Origin of the sequence: Uliginosibacterium silvisoli (assembly GCF_036017035.1) — a bacterium.
GTDB lineage: Bacteria > Pseudomonadota > Gammaproteobacteria > Burkholderiales > Rhodocyclaceae > Viridibacterium > Viridibacterium silvisoli.
The window spans coordinates 63,486-80,682 of record NZ_JAYXHS010000005.1 but is presented as its reverse complement, the minus strand read 5'-3'; the positions used below and the strand labels follow the sequence as shown (position 1 = coordinate 80,682).

Genomic DNA, 17,197 nt, shown 5'->3' with positions numbered 1-17,197 from the left:
CGATCTTTCAGTTGCTGTCTGTGCGTGTGCGTGTGTGGCGTCTCAGGCGCTCAGGATGGCGTCGCAGCGCGCCTGGAATGCGTCATCCAGCGCCAGCTCGTAGAAGCGATGCACGCTACCGCCACCGCCGAACTCTGACTTGAACGTGTAGAGCCCGGTGTTGAGGTGACGACCTTCGTTTTCGTTGGAGATGCCGAAATCGAAGTAGCGCCGGTCGAGTGTACGTGTTTGTTGAATGGCGGCCTCGAACAGCGCGTCGAGGGCATTGTGCTCGCGCCCGACCGTGCTGCAGGCGATGTATTGCGCATGACAGACGTTCGGTGCATTGAAGAGCAGGATGCCTGCCTCGGTCTTGCCGTCGATCCGGGCGCTGAGTAGCCCGATCTCTTCGGGAAAGCGGGCCATCAGCAGCTGCATTTCTTCCAGGCTGTGCACCGGCTTTGCTTCATGGCGATCTGCGAGGTTGCCGACAAGCACCGGCCAGAATGCTTCAAGGTTGGCTGTGCCATCAATGACCGTGATGCCGGCGCTTTGCGCGCTACGCAGTGCGCGGCGGCGTCGGCTGCTCGGTTCGCGGCGCGTCGCGACGTCTATCGTGCTGGACAGATCGCAGCGGTAGCACGTGGCGCCCAGTCGCCAGAGGGCATATTGATCGTCCTCTGCAGGCCAGCGATGATAGATGTGGGGCGTGAGCTTGTAGCGCAGGCAGCTGAAGCCGGCCTGCCGGTAGTCGCGCGCGATGGACGCGAGTGCCTGCAGCGCATCGGTGCCGAGCAGATTGCCGGCATGCACAAGGCCGCCATAGGTCGCGCCGGGATGGCTGGTGACCACGTCCGACTGCCCGGCGCGCGCGGCTGGAAACACCGCGATGATCTGGTTGCGTTCGTCACGCACAACGCGCGACTCGTCCGCGAACCTGTCGCCGTGATAGGAGAGAAATGCACGTGTGTGCAGGAAGGTCGCCATCGGCGCAGTGCGGCATAGCGCGTCCCAGCCCTCGCTGTCGCGCGTGGCGTCGAAACGGGCGACCGAGAATTTTCCAGGATGCGTCATGCAGATTCCAGACGCGCGACGCCGAAACCCGTACCGCCGAAATCGTTGCCGTTGTAGAAGGCGTATTGCCGTCCGCCCGTTTCGACGACGGCGGAGTACATGATCTCTTCGCTGTCCCAACCCGCAGGCGAGACGTCGAGGCCGAGTTGTTCGTCCATGCGCGTCCAGTCACGACCGTCGCCGGATTCTGCATAGCCCATGCGATAGCCGACGGAGATCTTGCGGATCGAATAGTGCAGCTTGAAGCCGTCTTCAGCGCGCATGATCCATGGCCGTCCGAAGCCATGTTCGTCGTTACCGAGGCGCATGACGGTCTCGCCCTCGAGCGGCCACAAGAGGCCATCGGGGGACTCCATGTAGCGCATTTCGTAGACGGGCACATCCTTGCCGCCAACATTCGTCCAGTCGCTCCCGGCGACGTACCACATGCGGAACAGCTCCCGCTCTTGCGTGGTATCGCGCATCACGAAGGGCCCGCAACGGAAGTAGAGCTCTTGGGGGCTGCGTTCGAGAATCGGCGTGGCTGCGACCTTCTCGAAATGCTCGCCGTTGTCGTTGCTGATTGCTGCACCTGTCAGCAGGCGATAGCGGATGTGGGTGCAGAGCTCGAAGCCGACGTAGTACATCAGCAGTCTGCCATCGGCAAGGCGAACGACGCTGGTGCACACCGCTCCGTTGTCATCAAACGTGCCGGGGCGGCCGATGTCGAGGCAGGGCTGGTCCGCCACACGCAGCACGCGTGTCGGATCGGTGGCGTCTACATCGACGAAGCCGACGCGGCTCATGCCTTTGGCGTCACGTGGAGAGACGAAGATGCGCAGGCGCCCGTCGCCAAGATCGAGAGGGGTCGGGATGGCCGCGTGCGAGTGCATCCACGGCAGGCTGCCATCGGGGTTGTAGACGACGCCGAGTTTTCGCCAGCGCATCAGTCTTCCGCGAGTTTGAAGAACTGCCGTGTGCCGATGTCGGCAGGCGTTGGGCGGTCACCCTTGTAGAGCGTATTGTCGGGCGTGCTCCTGGCGATGGTCACGCCGAGGCCGATCCAGTTGTCCTTGCCGATGTTCACGTTGTTGGCGATGGTCACGTTCACGCCAAGGAAGGTGTTGGCACCGATCTCGCAGAAGCCGGAGACCACGGCATGCGAGGCGATGAAACAGTTCTCGTGGATGGTCGAGTGGTGGCCGATGTGGTTGCCGCTCCACAGCACGTTGTTGTCGCGGATCTTCACGTAGGGCTGGATCGTGTTGTCCTCGAAAATGAAGCAGTGCTCGCCGATCTCGACGTTGCGCCACACGAAGGAGCGCGTGCTGACATAGCTGGCGAGCTTGTAGCCCTTGGCCTTGGCTGCGGCGGCGAGGCGTGTGCGCAGGCGGTTGAGCTGGGTGTAGGTGGCGGCTACGAAGATGGAGTGATCGGCCGGCGCATATCTTGTCTCGATGTCTTCGAATGCGACGCAGGGCAGGCCATGTACCTCGGTCTGCTTCAGGTAGGGCGTTTCGACGCTGAAGGCGACGACCTCGTAGTCGGAATCAACCTCGAAATACTCGTGCGCGATTTCGGCGAATGCGCTGTCGCCGACGATGATGAGCTTGCGTGTCTTCTTCGGGGTGTTCATGCACGTCTCCTGCCTCTGTGGTGAAGCTGATCAGGGTCTTGTTATGAGAATGTCTTCGCGGCGGTTCGCCATCGGCAGTGACGCGTCTTGCGGCACCACCCAGGCGTCGAAACCCGCGTTACGGCAACGCATGATGAGGCCCATGATGACGGCGTCGTCAATATGAGCAGGTTCGAGACGATTGAAGCTGACAGTGGGCGACTCGTCGCGACCCGTGAATTGCTTGTGATGAGCGATGCCCGTCTCGCTGGCGAAGAAGCGTTTGCGTCGCGAGATATTGGGGATGTCGCCGATCAGTATCGAGCCACCCGGTGCGAGCATCGACAGGCAGGCGTCAAGGAAAGCCCAGGTGTTGCCTTCCGCGAAAACGTACTGGAACACGGAGTAGACCAGCACGGCATTGACGCGTCCCTGCAATGACGCAATCAGCGTCGGGCAGTCAGGAAAGCGTGCCGCGACTTTCTCGACCCCCGTTCCGTCGGGTAGCAGGCCGAGCATCTCCGCCGAGTCGACGAGGATGAGGCGGTGTCGATGCGCAATGCTGCGGTCGATCAACTTGCGCGGGAGGTCGCTGCAGCCTGCGCCAATGTCGATGATGATCTGCTGCTGGCCGTCGAGCGCGGGCAGCTTGCGGGCGATGTCTAGGAAGATGTCCTGCTCGAGGCCTTTGCGATAGCTGTCCGGGAAACCGATCTTCTCCCAGGCGCTGAGTTTGTCGTCCGCTGCCATGCGGCGGAAGTCCTCGAAGCCCACGTTGCCATAGCGCGCCAGGTAGTCGGCCACTTCGGTATCGGGTTTGGTGGAGTCGGACATGGCGGGCCTCAGCGCAGGATTTCGCGAATGGCTGCGATGACGGGCGCTGGATCGAGCCCTGGCCACATCGGCAGGCTGAGAATCTCCTTGCTGAGTGCGCTCGTCGCCTGCAAGGGCGGAAAGTTGCCGCCCCGGTAGGCACCCTGCTCGTGACACGGAACCGGATAGTGGACCATCGTTGCGATGCCGCGTTCGGTCAGCGCTTTGGCAAGCTGTTCGCGCTGCGCAGTGCGAATGACGAACAGATGCCACACCGGTTCGGTGTGAGGGGCTGGGTGGGGAAGCTGCAGGCCGGCAATGTCCGACAGGCCGTCGAGGTACTGCCGGGCGACCAGACGCCGTGAGCTATTGAATTCATCCAGCCTGTGCAGCTTGACGCGCAACAGTGCCGCGTGAACTTCGTCGAGCCGCGTGTTGTAGCCGGCGATGTCGTGCTGATATTTGACGCGCGAGCCATAGTTGCGCAGCAGGCGGATGCCTTCTGCGATCGCCGGGTCGTTGGTCGTGACGGCGCCACCGTCGCCGAGGGCGCCCAGATTCTTGGTGGGGTAGAAACTGAAAGCGGCTGCGTCGCCCAGACCGCCGGTGCGGCGCCCCTTATAGCGCGCACCGTGCGCCTGGGCGGCATCTTCGATGAGGCGGAGGCCGTGTTGATCGGCAATGCTGCGCAGTGCATCCATATCGGCGGGTTCGCCATACAGGTGCACGGCGATGATGGCGCGCGTGCGTGGCGTGATGGCAGCTTCTATCTGCTGCGGATCGATGTTGTAGCCGCCGGGTTGCGGCTCGACCGGCACCGGCGTCGCGCCACTCTGGGTGACCGCCAGCCAGGTCGCGATGAAGGTGTGCGCCGGTACGATCACTTCGTCACCGGGGCCGATTTTCATTGCGCGCAGGATCAGGTGAATGGCATCGAGACCGTTGCCTACGCCGATGCATCGCGACGCGCCGCAGTACGCCGCAAACTCGTGTTCGAATGCTTCGACTTCTTCGCCGAGGACGAAGTGCCCCTTGCTCAGCACGCGCGCGAACGTTGCCTGCAACTCCTCGCCGCAGGCGGCATGCATGGCACTCAGATCGAGAAAGGGAACGCTCATTTCTTCAGGGCCTGCACGGCCGCCATGAAGTCGTCCTTCTCGCGGAAATAGTCCGCCTCGTCGTAGTACGCCGAAGCCAGCACGAGGCAGACCGAGTTCGACGAGAAGTTGTCGAGATAGCGCCAGGTCATCGGGCAGATGTAGATGCCGTTGTACGAGCGGTTGAGGTGGTAGCGGCGCTCGCGGTCGCCGTCGTTGAGCACTACGTCGAAGCTGCCCGACATGGCGATCATGAACTGGTGAAGCTTGGCGTGCGCGTGGCCGCCACGGTCCGAACCGCCTGGTACGTCATAGAGGTAATAGACGCGCTTGATGTCGAAAGGGACATGGCGGTCGCCCTCGACGAAGGTCAGGTTGCCTCGTATGTCGTGGATCTTGGGTAGCTCGATGATGCGGCAGTCGGATAGCGCCATGGCATGCTCTTGTGAGAGTTGTACGCCTGCATCCTAGCGCCGTGGTCGCGGTGGGGATCGCTGGATATGCCGGCCCGATCCTGGCCTGTTTCCCCTATTGATTGTCCGGCGCGTGACGATGGTCTGCAGGGCGACCCGTGATGAGCAGTTGCTCGAACAGCGCCTCGAGGCCGCGCGCGAATCCGGTGACGTCCATCAAGGGGCTGGCGCGCAGTTGTTGTGGCAGACGACTGTGCAGTGCCGCAATGTCCGCTGGCGCGCGTGCCAGTGTCACGGCCTTGATGATGTAGTCCTCGACGGTCTCAGCCACAAGTTCAGGCAGGCCGACAGCCACGAGCAGGTTGCGACCCATGCGCGCGTGCAGCGAGTCGCCCGCCAGCGTGACGAAGGGCTTGCCCGCACAGAGGGCGTCGAAGCCGGTGGTGCCGCCGTTGAAGGGGAAGGGATCGAGGCCGAGATCGATCTCGCGCCAGCAGGCGCGGTAAGCCTCGTAATCCATGCGGCCGCGGATATCGAGCTGGGCCGGGTTGGCGCCGTGGGCAACGAAGCGCGCGCGCAGGTCGTCTGCCACCGCAAGGTTGTCGCCAGCGGTGGCGACGAGGATCAGGCGCGCATCGGGCTCGTTCTGCAGGATCGTCGCCCACACGGCAAGCGTCGTCGGACTGAGCTTGGCGAGGTTGTTGAGCGAGCCGAAGGTGAAGGGCTTGCCGTCGCGAGGCGGGCGTGGCGTATCGTCGATGGTTGTCGCTTCGCGCGGGCAGTAACAGCCGGGCAGGGCAAGCGGCGTTTCGGAACACCAGTTACCTGCTTCCAGTACCGGATCGGGTGGTACGAGGATGTGATCAATGGTCGACAGGCCCGTCGTATCCGGGAAACCCAGCCAGCTGGCCTGCAGCGGCGCAGCACGCTGTGCCAGGGCTGCGAGACGCGAGCCGTCGGTATGGCCGGAGAGATCGATGAGGATGTCGATCTCGTCGCTGCGGATCAGGGCGACGAGTTGCGTGTCGCTGAGGTTGGCTGCTTCGCGCCAGGTGGCGTGCTGGCGGGCGCGTTCGGACCAGGCGTCGTCGAGGTGACCGGTGTTGTAGATGAAGGACTGGCTGCGCTGCGCGTCGAGCGCTTCGAGGACGGGAATGACGAAGCGGCCCACGGCGTGGTTGCGCAGGTCGGCGCTTAGCCAGCCGATCTTTATGCGACGCGGAGCGGCTTGAGGCTGCCTTTCCCTTTGAGGGGAGAGGTGGGATGGTGGAAATGGGCGTGATGCGTTGCTGGACGCTTTTCCCTCCCCCAGGCCTGACGGGCCACCCTCTCTCCTGCTTGGGAGAGGGGACTGCAAGGGGTTTGCCGGGACCAAGGCTTGAGCCCTGCGGTTGAATTCTTTTCCTGCCTCAAGCAAGTCCTCCGATGTCATGCTGTCCGCATGTAACATCGCCCACATCAGGTTCGACACGAGATGCGGCTGATCTGGCGCTGCCTCTGCTGCGCGCCGAGCCCAGGCTAGAGCCTCATCCGCCAGCCCCATGTCCTTGCACAACGAAGCCAGACTGCCCAGCGCGCTGAGATTGTTTTCGTCGATGGCGAGCACGTGACCGGCAGCCTGGAAGGTCTGCTCGACGAGGCCGAGGCGCGTGTAGCAGACGACGAGGTTGCTCCATGCCGTCAGGTTCTGCGGATTGCTGGCGACGGCCATCTCGAGGTTGTCGCGGGCGACGTCGTATTGCTGGCGCAGGCAGAAGACGATGCCTGTTCCTGTCGCCACCTCATCCGCAGGCAGGCCGTGTTGCATGCCGGTGGCGAATGCGTCGATGGCTTCCGGGTACTGGCCGGCGTGTGCGCGGGCGAGGCCGAGGTTCTTCCAGGCAAGCGGGTCCTGCGGTGAGGCGGCGATCACCTCTTGCCAGGCTTTGCTGGCATCCCCCCATGCTGCGGCGCGTGACAGGGCCTGTGCGCGCTCGACAAGCGCCTGCTTCATGTTTGCCCTCGCAACAGCGCGATGGTTGCACGCCGCAACAACCGTGGTTGCCAGGCGGCGATCAGTTCTGCCGGGCTCTGGAAGTCGGCCGCGCGTGCCTGGATGGGCTGCGGTGCGGGGATGACCGCGTCGGGGCCCAGACCCAAGGCGTCGGCGTGCTTGTACAGGAATCGCTCGCGATAGGTGTCCCACACGGCGTCGAAGTCGCCAGATGACATGTGGATGATGGGCGAGTCGTTCATGACGCCCACGCCGAGCCCCGCAAGATGTACGCGGTAGCTGAAATCCATGTCGTAGAGATGGAAACCGTCGAAGGTAGTGGCATCGAACTGCACGCTGTTCACGGCACGGCGATGGGCAACCATGCACATGCCGTCGATGGCCTGCACGCTGTCCACCGGTTCGTCACCCACGCCGTAGACAAACAAGGACAGGCTGCGTGCGCCGGGAGCGGCATGGGCAACTGCACCTCGCTGGCTGGCTGTGCCGGCAGCCCACCAGTGTGCGTCACGTACTTCGGTGGTGCCTGCAAAGCCGAGGAGGGCGTGCGTGCCCAGGCGTGTTTCAACCTTGTCGGCAAAGCCGGGGTCGAGTAGCAATACATCATCGTGTGAGAAGACGAGGATATCCCCGCTCGCTTGCGCGATCCCGCGGTTGTAGCCCTCGCACAGTGATGCTGCATCATGAATGCCGATGATCTCGTATGAGCGCCCTGCAAGCAGGCGTTCATAGCACTGCGTGACATGTGCGAACTTCGCGGCATTGATGCTGCAGATGATCACGGACCACTTTCTCATGCCGCGACTCCCAAGCTGCCGCCGCATGCCTGCCAGGCCTCGACCAGCATGTCGCCGAAGCTGCTGGCATAGCGGATCGGATCGTCGTCATGCGGCAGGTGCAGCACACGCTCCGTAAAGTGGCTGCTGTCCGCTGCGGCGCTGACGATGTAGTCCATATTGGCCAATGCGCTGCTGCGCGCGGGGCGGCTGTAGTTGATCTGCACCGGCGCTGCACGTTGCGAAAAGATCATGAGTGCAGGTAGCTGGGCATGCCATTCGAGGCTGATCAGGATGTCGGTGTGTTTGGTCCGGACAAGCTGCGCGGCGCCGAGCGGGTCCATGCCGGCAAAGGTGTGGGACTCGTCGACGATGAGGGAGAGGCGCTGCGCGCTGGCCATGTCGTGGATCCGGTCGAAGAACAGCAGCGTCTCGAAGCGTTCGCCATCGAGCTCACAGAGGAGTGATTCGAGATGCTGCGTGATCGGGCTCGAATCGATGCTGCCGACAACAAAACCTGCGCGCAAGCGTGAACGTGAACCTGCAGACAGGCTGCTACGTGCCACCTTGGCGTGTTTCTCGACGAAGCTCTTCGTCTCTTCCAGCAGCGTCGCCGCAGCAGTGTCGTGATACTGGGCCATCAGTTGCAGCAAGCGGCTGTGGCACTCGGCGTACTGCCGGCCAAGCATGCAGGCGGCTTGCTCTGTGCCGGTCTCCCCCGTTGCGGCGGCAAGGCGCGCGATGCGCAGCAGTATTTCGGGATGCAGCTCGCGTGTCTGCTGCATCAAGGGTTTCAGCAGTGCGAGGGCACGCTCGGCGTTGCCGCGCTGCTGCAAGGCGTCGGCGAGCAGCGCATAGGCGCCGACAAGCGCCGGATTTGTCTTCAATGCAGCTTCGAGATAGTCGATCGCCAGAGCGGCTTCGCCCAGCTCCAGGCAGCGCTGGCCGATGGCTGCTTGCGTGTTGGCGGCGTCTTTCGAGCTGCCTGCCGCATGGGTGAAGAACGTTCTTGCATCGTCCGGCATGCCGGCGCGCAGGGCGATCAGGCCAAGGTAGGTGAGTGCCTGTGGTTCGCCTGGCTGGCGCGCATGCAGCTCGCTGAAAGCTGCACCGGCTTCTTCCAGATTGCCGGCCTCATACAGGGCGATGGCGTCGGCGATGCCGCCTGCAGCAGGCGCCTGCGTGGTGCGCGGCATCGAGGTTTGGCCACCAGCTTCGGTGACGGCCTGCAGACGTTTGTGTAGCTCCTCGATAACGGGTGTGTGACTCTCCTGTCGTACCGCTGAACGCAGGAGGTAACTGACAAGGCGGTCATTGGGCGGGGCAGGGAAGTCTGGCGGCGTGGCTGGCTGGCCGGTCTGCACGCACTGCGCGAAAACGCCTGGGCTGTGGTGTGTGAGGTAATGCTGTCGCGCGGCCAGGGAGTGCTCTGCCAGCCGGGCCGGCGTGAGCTGTCGCAGGATGTCGCCGAGCTCCTGCAGTGTCGCCCAGCTCCAGGTGCCGGCTGGCCCGAGGCCCCAGGCGCCGAGCAAGGGGTCGAGCTGATGGCGATGGGTGACGACGGGGATGCCTGCCCCGAGTGCTTCCGTGGTTGCGCGGCCGCCGCCGATGGGGAAGGAGCCGAGGTAGAGGTCGACCTGCTTTTCGATCAGCGTAGCCCACACGGAGGGGACTTGCGGGATGTGCTCGAAACGTTCTCTCGCGATGCCTTGTGCGGCCAGGCTTGCGTGGATGCGCGCGAGCCCATCGTCCGGAATGCCACCGATGTGCAGGTGCTTGCCGCCGCTAGCGCGCAGAATTTCGCCGATCACGTCGGCATAGTGGAAAGGGTAGTTCTCGTCGAACTTGCTCCATACGCCACTGCTGCAGGTGGTGAGTGCTGTACCCGCGCCGAAGCTGCTGGTTTCATGGGAACGCGTGCCGCGATCCGGCACGCTCAGCGGCCAGTATTCCGCTGCGATGCCTGCTGCCCGGCAGCGATGCTGGCAGGGCGCGAAGAAGTCGACATGCCGCACCCAGTCAAGATGAACGCCAAGGCACAGGTGGTAGTCCGCGTGATGACAAAAACTGACTTCGCGATTGAGGCCCGGCTGGATCGCCGCAATCGTGGCCGCATCGCCGTGATGGTTGAAGACGTACACCTGCGCATCCGGATGGCGTGCGAGCCCGGTCTGCAGCCATAGCAGCTTGTCGAGTCGGCCTGCCACGGGCGCGATCTCGACCTGCGTCGTGGCACTCGCGAGGCTTTGCGCCGCCGCGGCCTCGGCGCTGTCGAAGAAATTGCTCAGCAGGATCAGGTGGTGCTTGTCGGGGCGTGTGGCGATGAGGTCGGCAATCACGCGCGAATGGCCACCCAGTGCATACAGCTCGGTAGCGAGGATGATGACATCCGCGTTTCTGGCGGGCTTGCTTGCTGCTGCACGCTGGCGGGACTCGGCGAGCGTCAGCGCACCGATCTCGCTGCACAGCTTGTCGAGCGCTGGCGAGCCGAGGGTCACGCCGATAGCTGCAGGATCAAAGCGGACGTGGTCGACGAGAAAGCGGATGAAGGCCAGCGCGCCGTCGAGGTCGCCCAGTGCGATGAGACTGCGGAGATCGGATTCGAAGCGGGTGGCGTCAGGGATCATTGGAGGACGTGCCGTGTAACGGGCGTGGCGTGCCGGGGACGGCGCGTTAGTCGAATGTGTAGCCAAGCGCGGCGAAGATCGGATAAGCGCGGAAGTGTCCGTTCAGCGTTTCGATCTCTTCTGCTGCGAGGCCCTTGCGCCATTTGTCGAGATTTTCCAGCCTGGGATTGGTGAAGCTGCCGCGACCACCGACCCAAGGGTCTGCGCCACCGAGCAGCAGGCGCTCGTGTTCGTGCTTGTGGTCGGCGGGGCTCAGTACGGCTGCGTCATAAGGCAGGCCCAGTGTGCTGAACACATGCTCCATGAGGTAGTGGGTGCGCGTCAGCAGGTCTTCGTAGCGGATCGTCACCGAGCGGTCCGGAGCCGTTTCGCAGGCTTCGATGCCGGCGGTCACGCAGCGCACGATGTGCTCGACCATCTGCTCCGTGTCGGCGATGAAGTCTGGTCTGTCGTACTCGCCTTCATCGAGGCGCTTGCCGACCATGAACATGGACATGAAGACGGCACGCGGGTCACGCACGATGTGCACGAAGCGCGCGCGCGGCAGGATTCTCATCAGTGTCTTGAAGTCGAGGACGTTCTTTGGCGTCTTCTCTGAAAGGTAGTGCTTCTTGTGCCGCTCAGCCGGTGCAAGAAGCAGGGATTCGATGAGTTGGGCGACCGCATCGTCGATCTGCTCCTGATCCACGAACAGGTCTATGCGCTCGCGCTGCAAGCCCAGGCTCAGGGTGCCGTGCAGTTTGATGATGTCGGTGAGGTGATCGAACTCGGGGCCGCCGTGAATCTGCGGATGCGAGTTCATCATGGACTGGAACATGGTCGTGCCTGAGCGTGGCGCACCGCCGACGATGATCAGGCGTTCGCCACGCTGGGGCTTTCCATGGAGGTATTTCTGGAGCTGCTGGAGCCGAGCGACCTTGGGGGCGAGAGCTTGCGCCATCCGGGTGTTCCTTCTGCCTGGATTGATATCTGCCGTGCAGAGGGTAACCGCCCGCCGATCCGGCGGGTCGGCCGATATGTCTGCGAAATCGGTATCAATTGTGGTGTCTGTGCAGACGGGAGGTCACAGCCTGCAGAGCAGCTCGACACAGTCGGCAAGGGCGAGTTGTCCGGTATCGAGCCGGCAGCTGGGTGCGACAGGCGCTTCATAGGGCGCCGAAATGCCCGTGAACTGCTTGATCTCGCCGGCACGAGCCTTGGCGTAGAGGCCCTTGGGGTCGCGTCGCTCGCACAGTTCGATGGAGGTTGCGACGTGGATCTCGAGGAACTTCGACGCGTCGATGATTTGCCGGGCCTTGTCCCGGTCATGGGCATAGGGTGAGATGAGGGCAACGATGGCGGTCACGCCGGCATCGTTGAAAAGCTTGCACACGTGTGCGACGCGCCGGATGTTCTCGGCCCGGCTCTCGGGAGAGAAACCAAGGTCCGCGCACAGCCCCGTGCGCAGCACGTCGCCATCGAGCAGGGTGCAATGCCGTCCTGCCTGCGTGAGACGTTCTTGCAGGGCCGAGGCAATCGTCGACTTGCCGGCGCCGCTCAGCCCTGTCAGCCAGAATGTTCTCGCATCGTGCATGGATTCTCCAGCGGCAAGCCTTGTCGGAGAACCATGTTAGACGCCAGGTGAAGCATCCGATACGGTGATTAACCTGCCAGGAGGCCTGTTCTTCCCCGTACTCGCATGTAGCGACGACTATTTGTGATGTGCTGGCGAAGGTTTGCCGGCTGCGGCTGGCGCGCTGAAAGCTTCAGCCAGATCGTTCACTGCCATCGCGTAGAAACTGGAGCGGTTGTAACGCGTGATGACGTAGAAATTCTGCAGGCCCAGCCAGTATTCGGTGGGTTTGCCGGGTGTGACCAGGTCGATCAGTGCCGCGGTTTCTTCAGGCGTCTGCTTGCCGGCCGAACTGACACCTGCCTGGCTCAGGGCGCTGGGTGAGAAGCTGGGAAGCAGGCCCGGTGCGAGCAAGGCCGATAGATCGGTCTCCGGCTTGACGTAGGCGCGCAGCACGATGCGGCCACCGCGTTGCCAGCCGTTCTGTTGCAGGTAGCTGGCCACGCTGCCGATGGCGTCGGCCGGGCTGCCGCGCAAGTCAATGACTCCGTCGTGGTCGAAGTCGACGGCGAAGGCGCGAATGCTGCTGGGCAGGAATTGCGGCAAGCCCAGGGCGCCGGCATAGGAGCCCTTGAAGTCGAGCGGGTTGACGCCGCGTTCATGTGCCAGCAGGAACAGCGATTCCAGTTCGCGGCGGAAAAGTTCGGCGCGTGGCGGGTAGTCGAATGCCAGTGTTGCCAGCGCCGCTACGGTGTTGAAGTTGCCGGTGTTACGGCCATACACGGTCTCGACGCCGATGATGGAGACGATGATCTCTTTCGGTACGCCGTACTGTTCTTCTGCTGCCTTGAGTGCCGCCGCATGTTCGGCAAGGAAGCGCTTGCCACCGTCGATGCGGATGCGGTCGAGAAAACGGCTGCGGTAGCGCTGCCACGAGCGCACGCCAGGGTTGGCGGGCGGTTTGATGAGATCGATGACCTGCGGAATCGGTGCAACCGTGCCCAATGCCAGTTCCAGTTCGCTGGTCGGCAGTTTGAGGCGGGTGTTCATCTCGGCAATGAAGTTGCGGACTTCGGGGCGACCCAGAAAGCCGCCCTGCGTGGTGGCTGCCGGTGCGAGCGTTGCCGCGCCGGGGGCGGACTGATCAGGCGTCGGCGCGCTTGTCTGGGCGTGGGCGGCACTGCAAAAAAACAGGGCCAGGAAAAGGGGGGCGACGGACTTCAGTGAGTGGTTGCGTGTCATGAACGGAGTCGTGTGAAGAGTTCGTTGAGCTGAGCCGATTGGCGGGCAATGTCTGGCGTCGTTGCGGGTGTCTTGCCGAATCTATGCGTGGCGTAGAACTCGGCGATGCTGTCGAAGCTTTCGCGGTAAGGCGGTTTTGCGATGCCCAGTCTCTTTGCATAGTCGATCGGGCTTTCCCAGGGATCGCGCGGCAGGCCCAGGCGCGCCATGCGCTGGCAGAAGCGCTGCCAGTTACGATCAAGTGCGTCGAGTCGCTGGCGCTTCGGGAAGTGCCGCCAGACCAGCCACAGCAACCACACGCCGGCTGTGCTGGCCATGAGCGAGGCCAGCAGTTTCCAGTCCGGGTTGGTGATGCCGAGCTTTTGCATCAGTTCCATCTGGCGCTGCGCATTGTAGCCGAGCACCCACTGGTTCCATGCGTTGCCGAGCGCTTCCCAGCGATAGCGCAAGGTGCGCAGCCAGCTGAGCTGGTTGCGCACTGCCAAGGGCAATACATCCGATGCGGGCAGTGAGGCGGCGATGCCATCTTCAATGCGGCTCGGAAAACTCGCCGCAGTCGGGTCAACGCGCAGCCAGCCGCGTTCGGCGATCCACACCTCTGCCCAGGCGTGGGCGTCGGACTGGCGGATGACCAGGGTGCTGTCGATGGGATTGAATTCTCCGCCCTGATAGCCTGTCACCACCCGTGCTGGCACGCCTGCGGCACGCATCAGCACAACGAAGGATGCAGCGAAGTGCTCGCAGAAGCCGGCGCGGGTGCTGAACAGGAAATCGTCGATGCTGTTGCGCCCGAGGGGTGGTGGCGACAGCGTGTATTGCAGGCGGCTCTTGCGCATGAACTCGATGGCCGCCTTTACCCGCGCCTCCGGGTCCGGGGTCGCCGCTGCTATCGCGCTTCCTTCCTGAAGGGTGCGCGGGTTGAAGTCGTGCGGTAGATTCAGCGAGGCTTTCAGCTTCCATTCGGGCTCATCCTTGCCAACGACAAGATCCGGGCTGGATTGCACGGTGTAGCGCATGCGCTTGCGCAGTAATTGCGGGGTGATGAGCGCGAATTCTGTCGTGAAGCGACCGCTGTCACTCGCCGTCGGGAAATCCAGCGCGAGGAGCCAGCGCAGATTGTGCGGCTCCATGGTCATCGTGTATCGCCAGGCGCGCCCCGTTGCGTCATGGAAGGGGGCGGGGCCCGGAAATGTGCTGACCTGTTTCCAGTCCATGCCGTCGAAGTGGGTCAGGACCGGGCCGCGCCAGTAGCGGGCAGCAGGTGGTGGAATTTCGCCCTCGAAACTGGCCCGGAAAGCGATCTCGCCCGAGGGAATGAGATTGCTGATGCTGCCAATCGTCATATGGTCCGACAAACCCGTCTTGCTCGAATAGGCGTCGATAGGCAGGCCCCACAGCGGGCCATCGACGCGCGGAAACAGGACGAACATTGCCAGCATGAGTGGTACGCCTTGCGCCAGCAGCTTCAGGGCCTGAACGACGGAGCCCTTGATCGGCAAGGCTGCACGCTGCAGGCGCCCTGCAGTGGCGAGGGCGCCGATCATGGCAAGAGCGGCCGCAACGCCGATCATGGCCGACTGTTCGTGCAGGAACATGCCGACGATGAGGAAGAAGTTCAGCAGTAGCGCAGCGCGTACATCGCGCGTGTTGCGCGTCTCCAGTAGTTTGAGTGGCAGTAGCAGGCATAGCAGGGACAGACCGGGCAGGCGTCCGACGGGATTGCCGTAGGCGAGCACGATTGCGGCCAGGCCGAGGAACGCCAGAGGCACCAGCAACCAGCCGGCCGGTGCGCTCCTGTCTTGCCAGGCCAGCGCGCCGCGCCAGGCGATCAACAGGCCGGCAAAGACGCTGAGGTACCAGGGCTGGAAGAGCACGTATGGCCACAAGGTAATCAAGGCCTGTACGCAAAGCTGCAGGGCCAGCAGGCGTGGAATGCGTGGGGCAGGCGAGGCGGGCGCGAGCTTGCTCATGCGTTGCCGCCAAACAGTGCAAGGTGTTGCAGGCAGGCCTGGTAGTGCGCGTCGCCGTGGTCCGGCCCCAGGCGCGCGCCCGGCACTTCGAGGGTGACGCGCGCATTGGCTGCCCGCGCTTGCAGCAGCCATTGTGTGAGTTGTGACAGGCGCGCTTCGGTATCCAGCGCGGCAGGCAGGTGCGACCAGCTCAGCAGCCAGTCCTCGGCATCGAGTGCGTCGAACTGCTTGACCAGCAGGGAGCCATCACGTGCTGCGCGGCGCCACGCGATGCGGCTCGGTGGGTCTGCTGCACGATAGTCGCGCAGGCCGGCGAATTCTTCGTCGGCAAACAAGCGTGCGCGTTGCGTGCCATGCGCATCGCTGCCGCTGGCAAGCGGTAGCGGCAGGTCACCGAGAGGCTGCGGATACACCAGCAGCGGGACGTCCGGCAGGACATAGCTCCAGGCGCGTACCCAGCCGAGCGGAAATACCGTCTCGATGGTCAGTCGGCCCGGCAGCATGCGACCGCGTCGCAATGCCGGGATCTCGAGCTGGCCGTAACGTGAGTCGCTATCCGCCGTGTCTATCATCAACAAGGGCGTGCCGTCGTCCGAGCGTATCTGTATGGCATGGCGCACGTGCTTGTTGGCACTGCCGAGAACGAGGCGGAATGCTGCGGCCTCTCCGGCGAAGCATTCGCTCCCTGCCTGGAAACTCAGCGATAGTCCGACCAGATTGCGCCAGGTCGCAAGAATGTGCGCCACCCCCGTGCCTGCAATCAGGAAAGTGAATGCGTAGCCGAGCGACAGGTTGTAATTGACGGATGCCAGCAGCATCACAGCCAGCACGAGTACGACGCCGAGGCCTGCCATGCTGGGCAGCACATAGACACGCCGCTGCGGCAGGACGATGGGCTGGGCTTCAGGGCCCGATACACGTTGCATCCAGCACCGCGAGCGCTGACGTAGCGCGGCCATCGCCTGGCGGATCCACTTTTGGGATCCGCTCACGGCAATGGCACTGCCTCGACGAGCTTGCGCACCAGCGCATCAGCGCCATGAAGGGTGCCGCCACCATGCAGACGATGGCCCGCGACGGTCGGGAGGACTGCCTGTACGTCTTCCGGGCGCACGTGATCGCGACCCGAGATCAGGGCCCAGGCGCGCGAGGCCGCCAGCAGGCCGATGCCGCTGCGCGGCGACAGGCCCTGCGCCACGCCACTCATGCTCCGGCTCGCGGCGAGCAGGCTCTGCACGTAGTCGAGGATGCGATCGCCGACATGCACGGCGGCGCAGGCATCCTGCAACACCTCCAGAGTCGCTGCATCGGTCAGTGCCTGCAACTGGGCCAGTAGCTCTCGCCTGTCCTGACCTGCCAGCAAGGCGCGTTCGGCAGCCGCATCGGGAAGGCCGAGGCTGATGCGCATCAGAAAACGATCGAGCTGCGATTCGGGCAAAGGGAAAGTGCCGATCTGGTGCGAGGGATTCTGTGTCGCGATGACGAAGAATGGCGCCGGCAGCGGGTGGGGTTTGCCATCGACGGTGACCTGGCGCTCCTCCATGGCCTCAAGCAGGGCACTCTGCGTTTTCGGTGTCGTGCGATTGATCTCGTCGGCGAGCAGGACTTGCGAGAAAACCGGGCCTGGATGAAACCGGAACAGCTGCTCGCGCACATCGAAGATCGATACGCCGATGAGATCGGCCGGCAGCAGGTCGCTGGTGAATTGCACGCGCTGGAACTTGAGGCCCAGCGTGACGGCCAGAGCGTGCGCCAGCGTGGTCTTGCCGACGCCGGGTTGGTCCTCGATCAGCAGGTGACCACGGGCCAGCAGGCAGGCCAGCGACAGGCGCAAGGCATGCGGCTTGCCGAGCACGATCTGCCCGAGTTGTTCGAGGATGCGCCCCGAGAGCTGGCTGGCATGCTTGAGGTCTGGCATGACGTCCGTGGGGATGCTTGCTGCAGTTGCGGTCATGTGGGCGCTCGATGTGAGACTGACGTGAATCGGAGGCGGGTCACGAGAGGACTGCAAATGATATCGGCAGTTCCGTCGCCGAACTGCAGAGCCGATTTGCGGGAGGTGTCGGG

At 63.6% G+C, this 17,197-nt stretch carries 15 protein-coding genes; all 15 read right to left on the bottom strand.

What is annotated here, in order from left to right; all coding sequences use genetic code 11:
- Window positions 1-42: 42 nt before the first annotated feature.
- Window positions 43-1,053, bottom strand: coding sequence for a GNAT family N-acetyltransferase (locus tag VVD49_RS20880; RefSeq protein ID WP_327601177.1), 1,011 nt, complete (start codon window positions 1,051-1,053; stop codon window positions 43-45).
- Window positions 1,050-1,979, bottom strand: coding sequence for a glycoside hydrolase family protein (locus tag VVD49_RS20875; protein WP_327601176.1), 930 nt, complete (start codon window positions 1,977-1,979; stop codon window positions 1,050-1,052). Before VVD49_RS20875 ends, VVD49_RS20880 begins: the two co-directional genes overlap by 4 nt.
- Window positions 1,979-2,668: an acetyltransferase gene (locus VVD49_RS20870; protein WP_327601175.1), complete on the bottom strand. Its 690-nt coding sequence runs from the start codon at window positions 2,666-2,668 to the stop codon at window positions 1,979-1,981. Before VVD49_RS20870 ends, VVD49_RS20875 begins: the two co-directional genes overlap by 1 nt.
- Window positions 2,669-2,698: 30 nt before the next feature.
- Window positions 2,699-3,481, bottom strand: a complete 783-nt coding sequence (locus VVD49_RS20865; protein ID WP_327601174.1) for a class I SAM-dependent methyltransferase — start codon at window positions 3,479-3,481, stop codon at window positions 2,699-2,701.
- 8 nt (window positions 3,482-3,489) lie between these two features.
- A complete protein-coding gene (locus VVD49_RS20860; RefSeq protein WP_327601173.1) occupies window positions 3,490-4,578 on the bottom strand; it encodes a DegT/DnrJ/EryC1/StrS family aminotransferase in 1,089 nt (362 codons plus the stop codon).
- Window positions 4,575-4,991 (bottom strand): sugar 3,4-ketoisomerase, encoded by a 417-nt coding sequence (locus VVD49_RS20855; RefSeq protein ID WP_327601172.1) that lies wholly within the window; start codon window positions 4,989-4,991, stop codon window positions 4,575-4,577. The genes VVD49_RS20860 and VVD49_RS20855 overlap by 4 nt, the downstream gene beginning before the upstream one ends.
- A gap of 94 nt (window positions 4,992-5,085) precedes the next feature.
- On the bottom strand, window positions 5,086-6,963 hold the full coding sequence (locus VVD49_RS20850; RefSeq protein ID WP_327601171.1) for an O-linked N-acetylglucosamine transferase, SPINDLY family protein: 1,878 nt from the start codon (window positions 6,961-6,963) through the stop codon (window positions 5,086-5,088).
- The gene (locus VVD49_RS20845) at window positions 6,960-7,760 is read right to left on the bottom strand and encodes a glycosyltransferase (RefSeq protein ID WP_327601170.1); all 801 of its coding nucleotides are present in this window, start codon (window positions 7,758-7,760) and stop codon (window positions 6,960-6,962) included. The genes VVD49_RS20850 and VVD49_RS20845 overlap by 4 nt, the downstream gene beginning before the upstream one ends.
- A complete protein-coding gene (locus VVD49_RS20840; protein WP_327601169.1) occupies window positions 7,757-10,366 on the bottom strand; it encodes a tetratricopeptide repeat protein in 2,610 nt (869 codons plus the stop codon). The genes VVD49_RS20845 and VVD49_RS20840 overlap by 4 nt, the downstream gene beginning before the upstream one ends.
- Before the next feature lie 46 nt (window positions 10,367-10,412).
- A complete protein-coding gene (locus VVD49_RS20835; protein ID WP_327601168.1) occupies window positions 10,413-11,306 on the bottom strand; it encodes a sulfotransferase family protein in 894 nt (297 codons plus the stop codon).
- A 123-nt stretch (window positions 11,307-11,429) separates the two neighbouring features.
- Window positions 11,430-11,939, bottom strand: coding sequence for an adenylyl-sulfate kinase (cysC, locus tag VVD49_RS20830; RefSeq protein WP_327601167.1), 510 nt, complete (start codon window positions 11,937-11,939; stop codon window positions 11,430-11,432).
- A gap of 117 nt (window positions 11,940-12,056) precedes the next feature.
- Window positions 12,057-13,160 (bottom strand): lytic murein transglycosylase B, encoded by a 1,104-nt coding sequence (gene mltB, locus VVD49_RS20825; RefSeq protein WP_327601166.1) that lies wholly within the window; start codon window positions 13,158-13,160, stop codon window positions 12,057-12,059.
- Window positions 13,157-15,130, bottom strand: coding sequence for a transglutaminase TgpA family protein (locus VVD49_RS20820; RefSeq protein WP_327601165.1), 1,974 nt, complete (start codon window positions 15,128-15,130; stop codon window positions 13,157-13,159). Before VVD49_RS20820 ends, mltB begins: the two co-directional genes overlap by 4 nt.
- Window positions 15,127-16,122: a DUF58 domain-containing protein gene (locus VVD49_RS20815; protein WP_327601164.1), complete on the bottom strand. Its 996-nt coding sequence runs from the start codon at window positions 16,120-16,122 to the stop codon at window positions 15,127-15,129. Before VVD49_RS20815 ends, VVD49_RS20820 begins: the two co-directional genes overlap by 4 nt.
- Window positions 16,119-17,048, bottom strand: coding sequence for an AAA family ATPase (locus VVD49_RS20810; protein ID WP_327601339.1), 930 nt, complete (start codon window positions 17,046-17,048; stop codon window positions 16,119-16,121). Before VVD49_RS20810 ends, VVD49_RS20815 begins: the two co-directional genes overlap by 4 nt.
- Window positions 17,049-17,197: the final 149 nt, after the last annotated feature.

Bases quoted from the DNA above. Each gene is read 5' to 3' on its own strand.
- VVD49_RS20880 (WP_327601177.1), bottom strand. From the start codon at position 1,053: ATGACGCATCCTGGAAAATTCTCGGTCGCCCGTTTCGACGCCACGCGC.
- VVD49_RS20875 (WP_327601176.1), bottom strand. From the start codon at position 1,979: ATGCGCTGGCGAAAACTCGGCGTCGTCTACAACCCCGATGGCAGCCTG.
- VVD49_RS20870 (WP_327601175.1), bottom strand. From the start codon at position 2,668: ATGAACACCCCGAAGAAGACACGCAAGCTCATCATCGTCGGCGACAGC.
- VVD49_RS20865 (WP_327601174.1), bottom strand. From the start codon at position 3,481: ATGTCCGACTCCACCAAACCCGATACCGAAGTGGCCGACTACCTGGCG.
- VVD49_RS20860 (WP_327601173.1), bottom strand. From the start codon at position 4,578: ATGAGCGTTCCCTTTCTCGATCTGAGTGCCATGCATGCCGCCTGCGGC.
- VVD49_RS20855 (WP_327601172.1), bottom strand. From the start codon at position 4,991: ATGGCGCTATCCGACTGCCGCATCATCGAGCTACCCAAGATCCACGAC.
- VVD49_RS20850 (WP_327601171.1), bottom strand. From the start codon at position 6,963: ATGAAGCAGGCGCTTGTCGAGCGCGCACAGGCCCTGTCACGCGCCGCA.
- VVD49_RS20845 (WP_327601170.1), bottom strand. From the start codon at position 7,760: ATGAGAAAGTGGTCCGTGATCATCTGCAGCATCAATGCCGCGAAGTTC.
- VVD49_RS20840 (WP_327601169.1), bottom strand. From the start codon at position 10,366: ATGATCCCTGACGCCACCCGCTTCGAATCCGATCTCCGCAGTCTCATC.
- VVD49_RS20835 (WP_327601168.1), bottom strand. From the start codon at position 11,306: ATGGCGCAAGCTCTCGCCCCCAAGGTCGCTCGGCTCCAGCAGCTCCAG.
- cysC (WP_327601167.1), bottom strand. From the start codon at position 11,939: ATGCACGATGCGAGAACATTCTGGCTGACAGGGCTGAGCGGCGCCGGC.
- mltB (WP_327601166.1), bottom strand. From the start codon at position 13,160: ATGACACGCAACCACTCACTGAAGTCCGTCGCCCCCCTTTTCCTGGCC.
- VVD49_RS20820 (WP_327601165.1), bottom strand. From the start codon at position 15,130: ATGAGCAAGCTCGCGCCCGCCTCGCCTGCCCCACGCATTCCACGCCTG.
- VVD49_RS20810 (WP_327601339.1), bottom strand. From the start codon at position 17,048: ATGCCAGACCTCAAGCATGCCAGCCAGCTCTCGGGGCGCATCCTCGAA.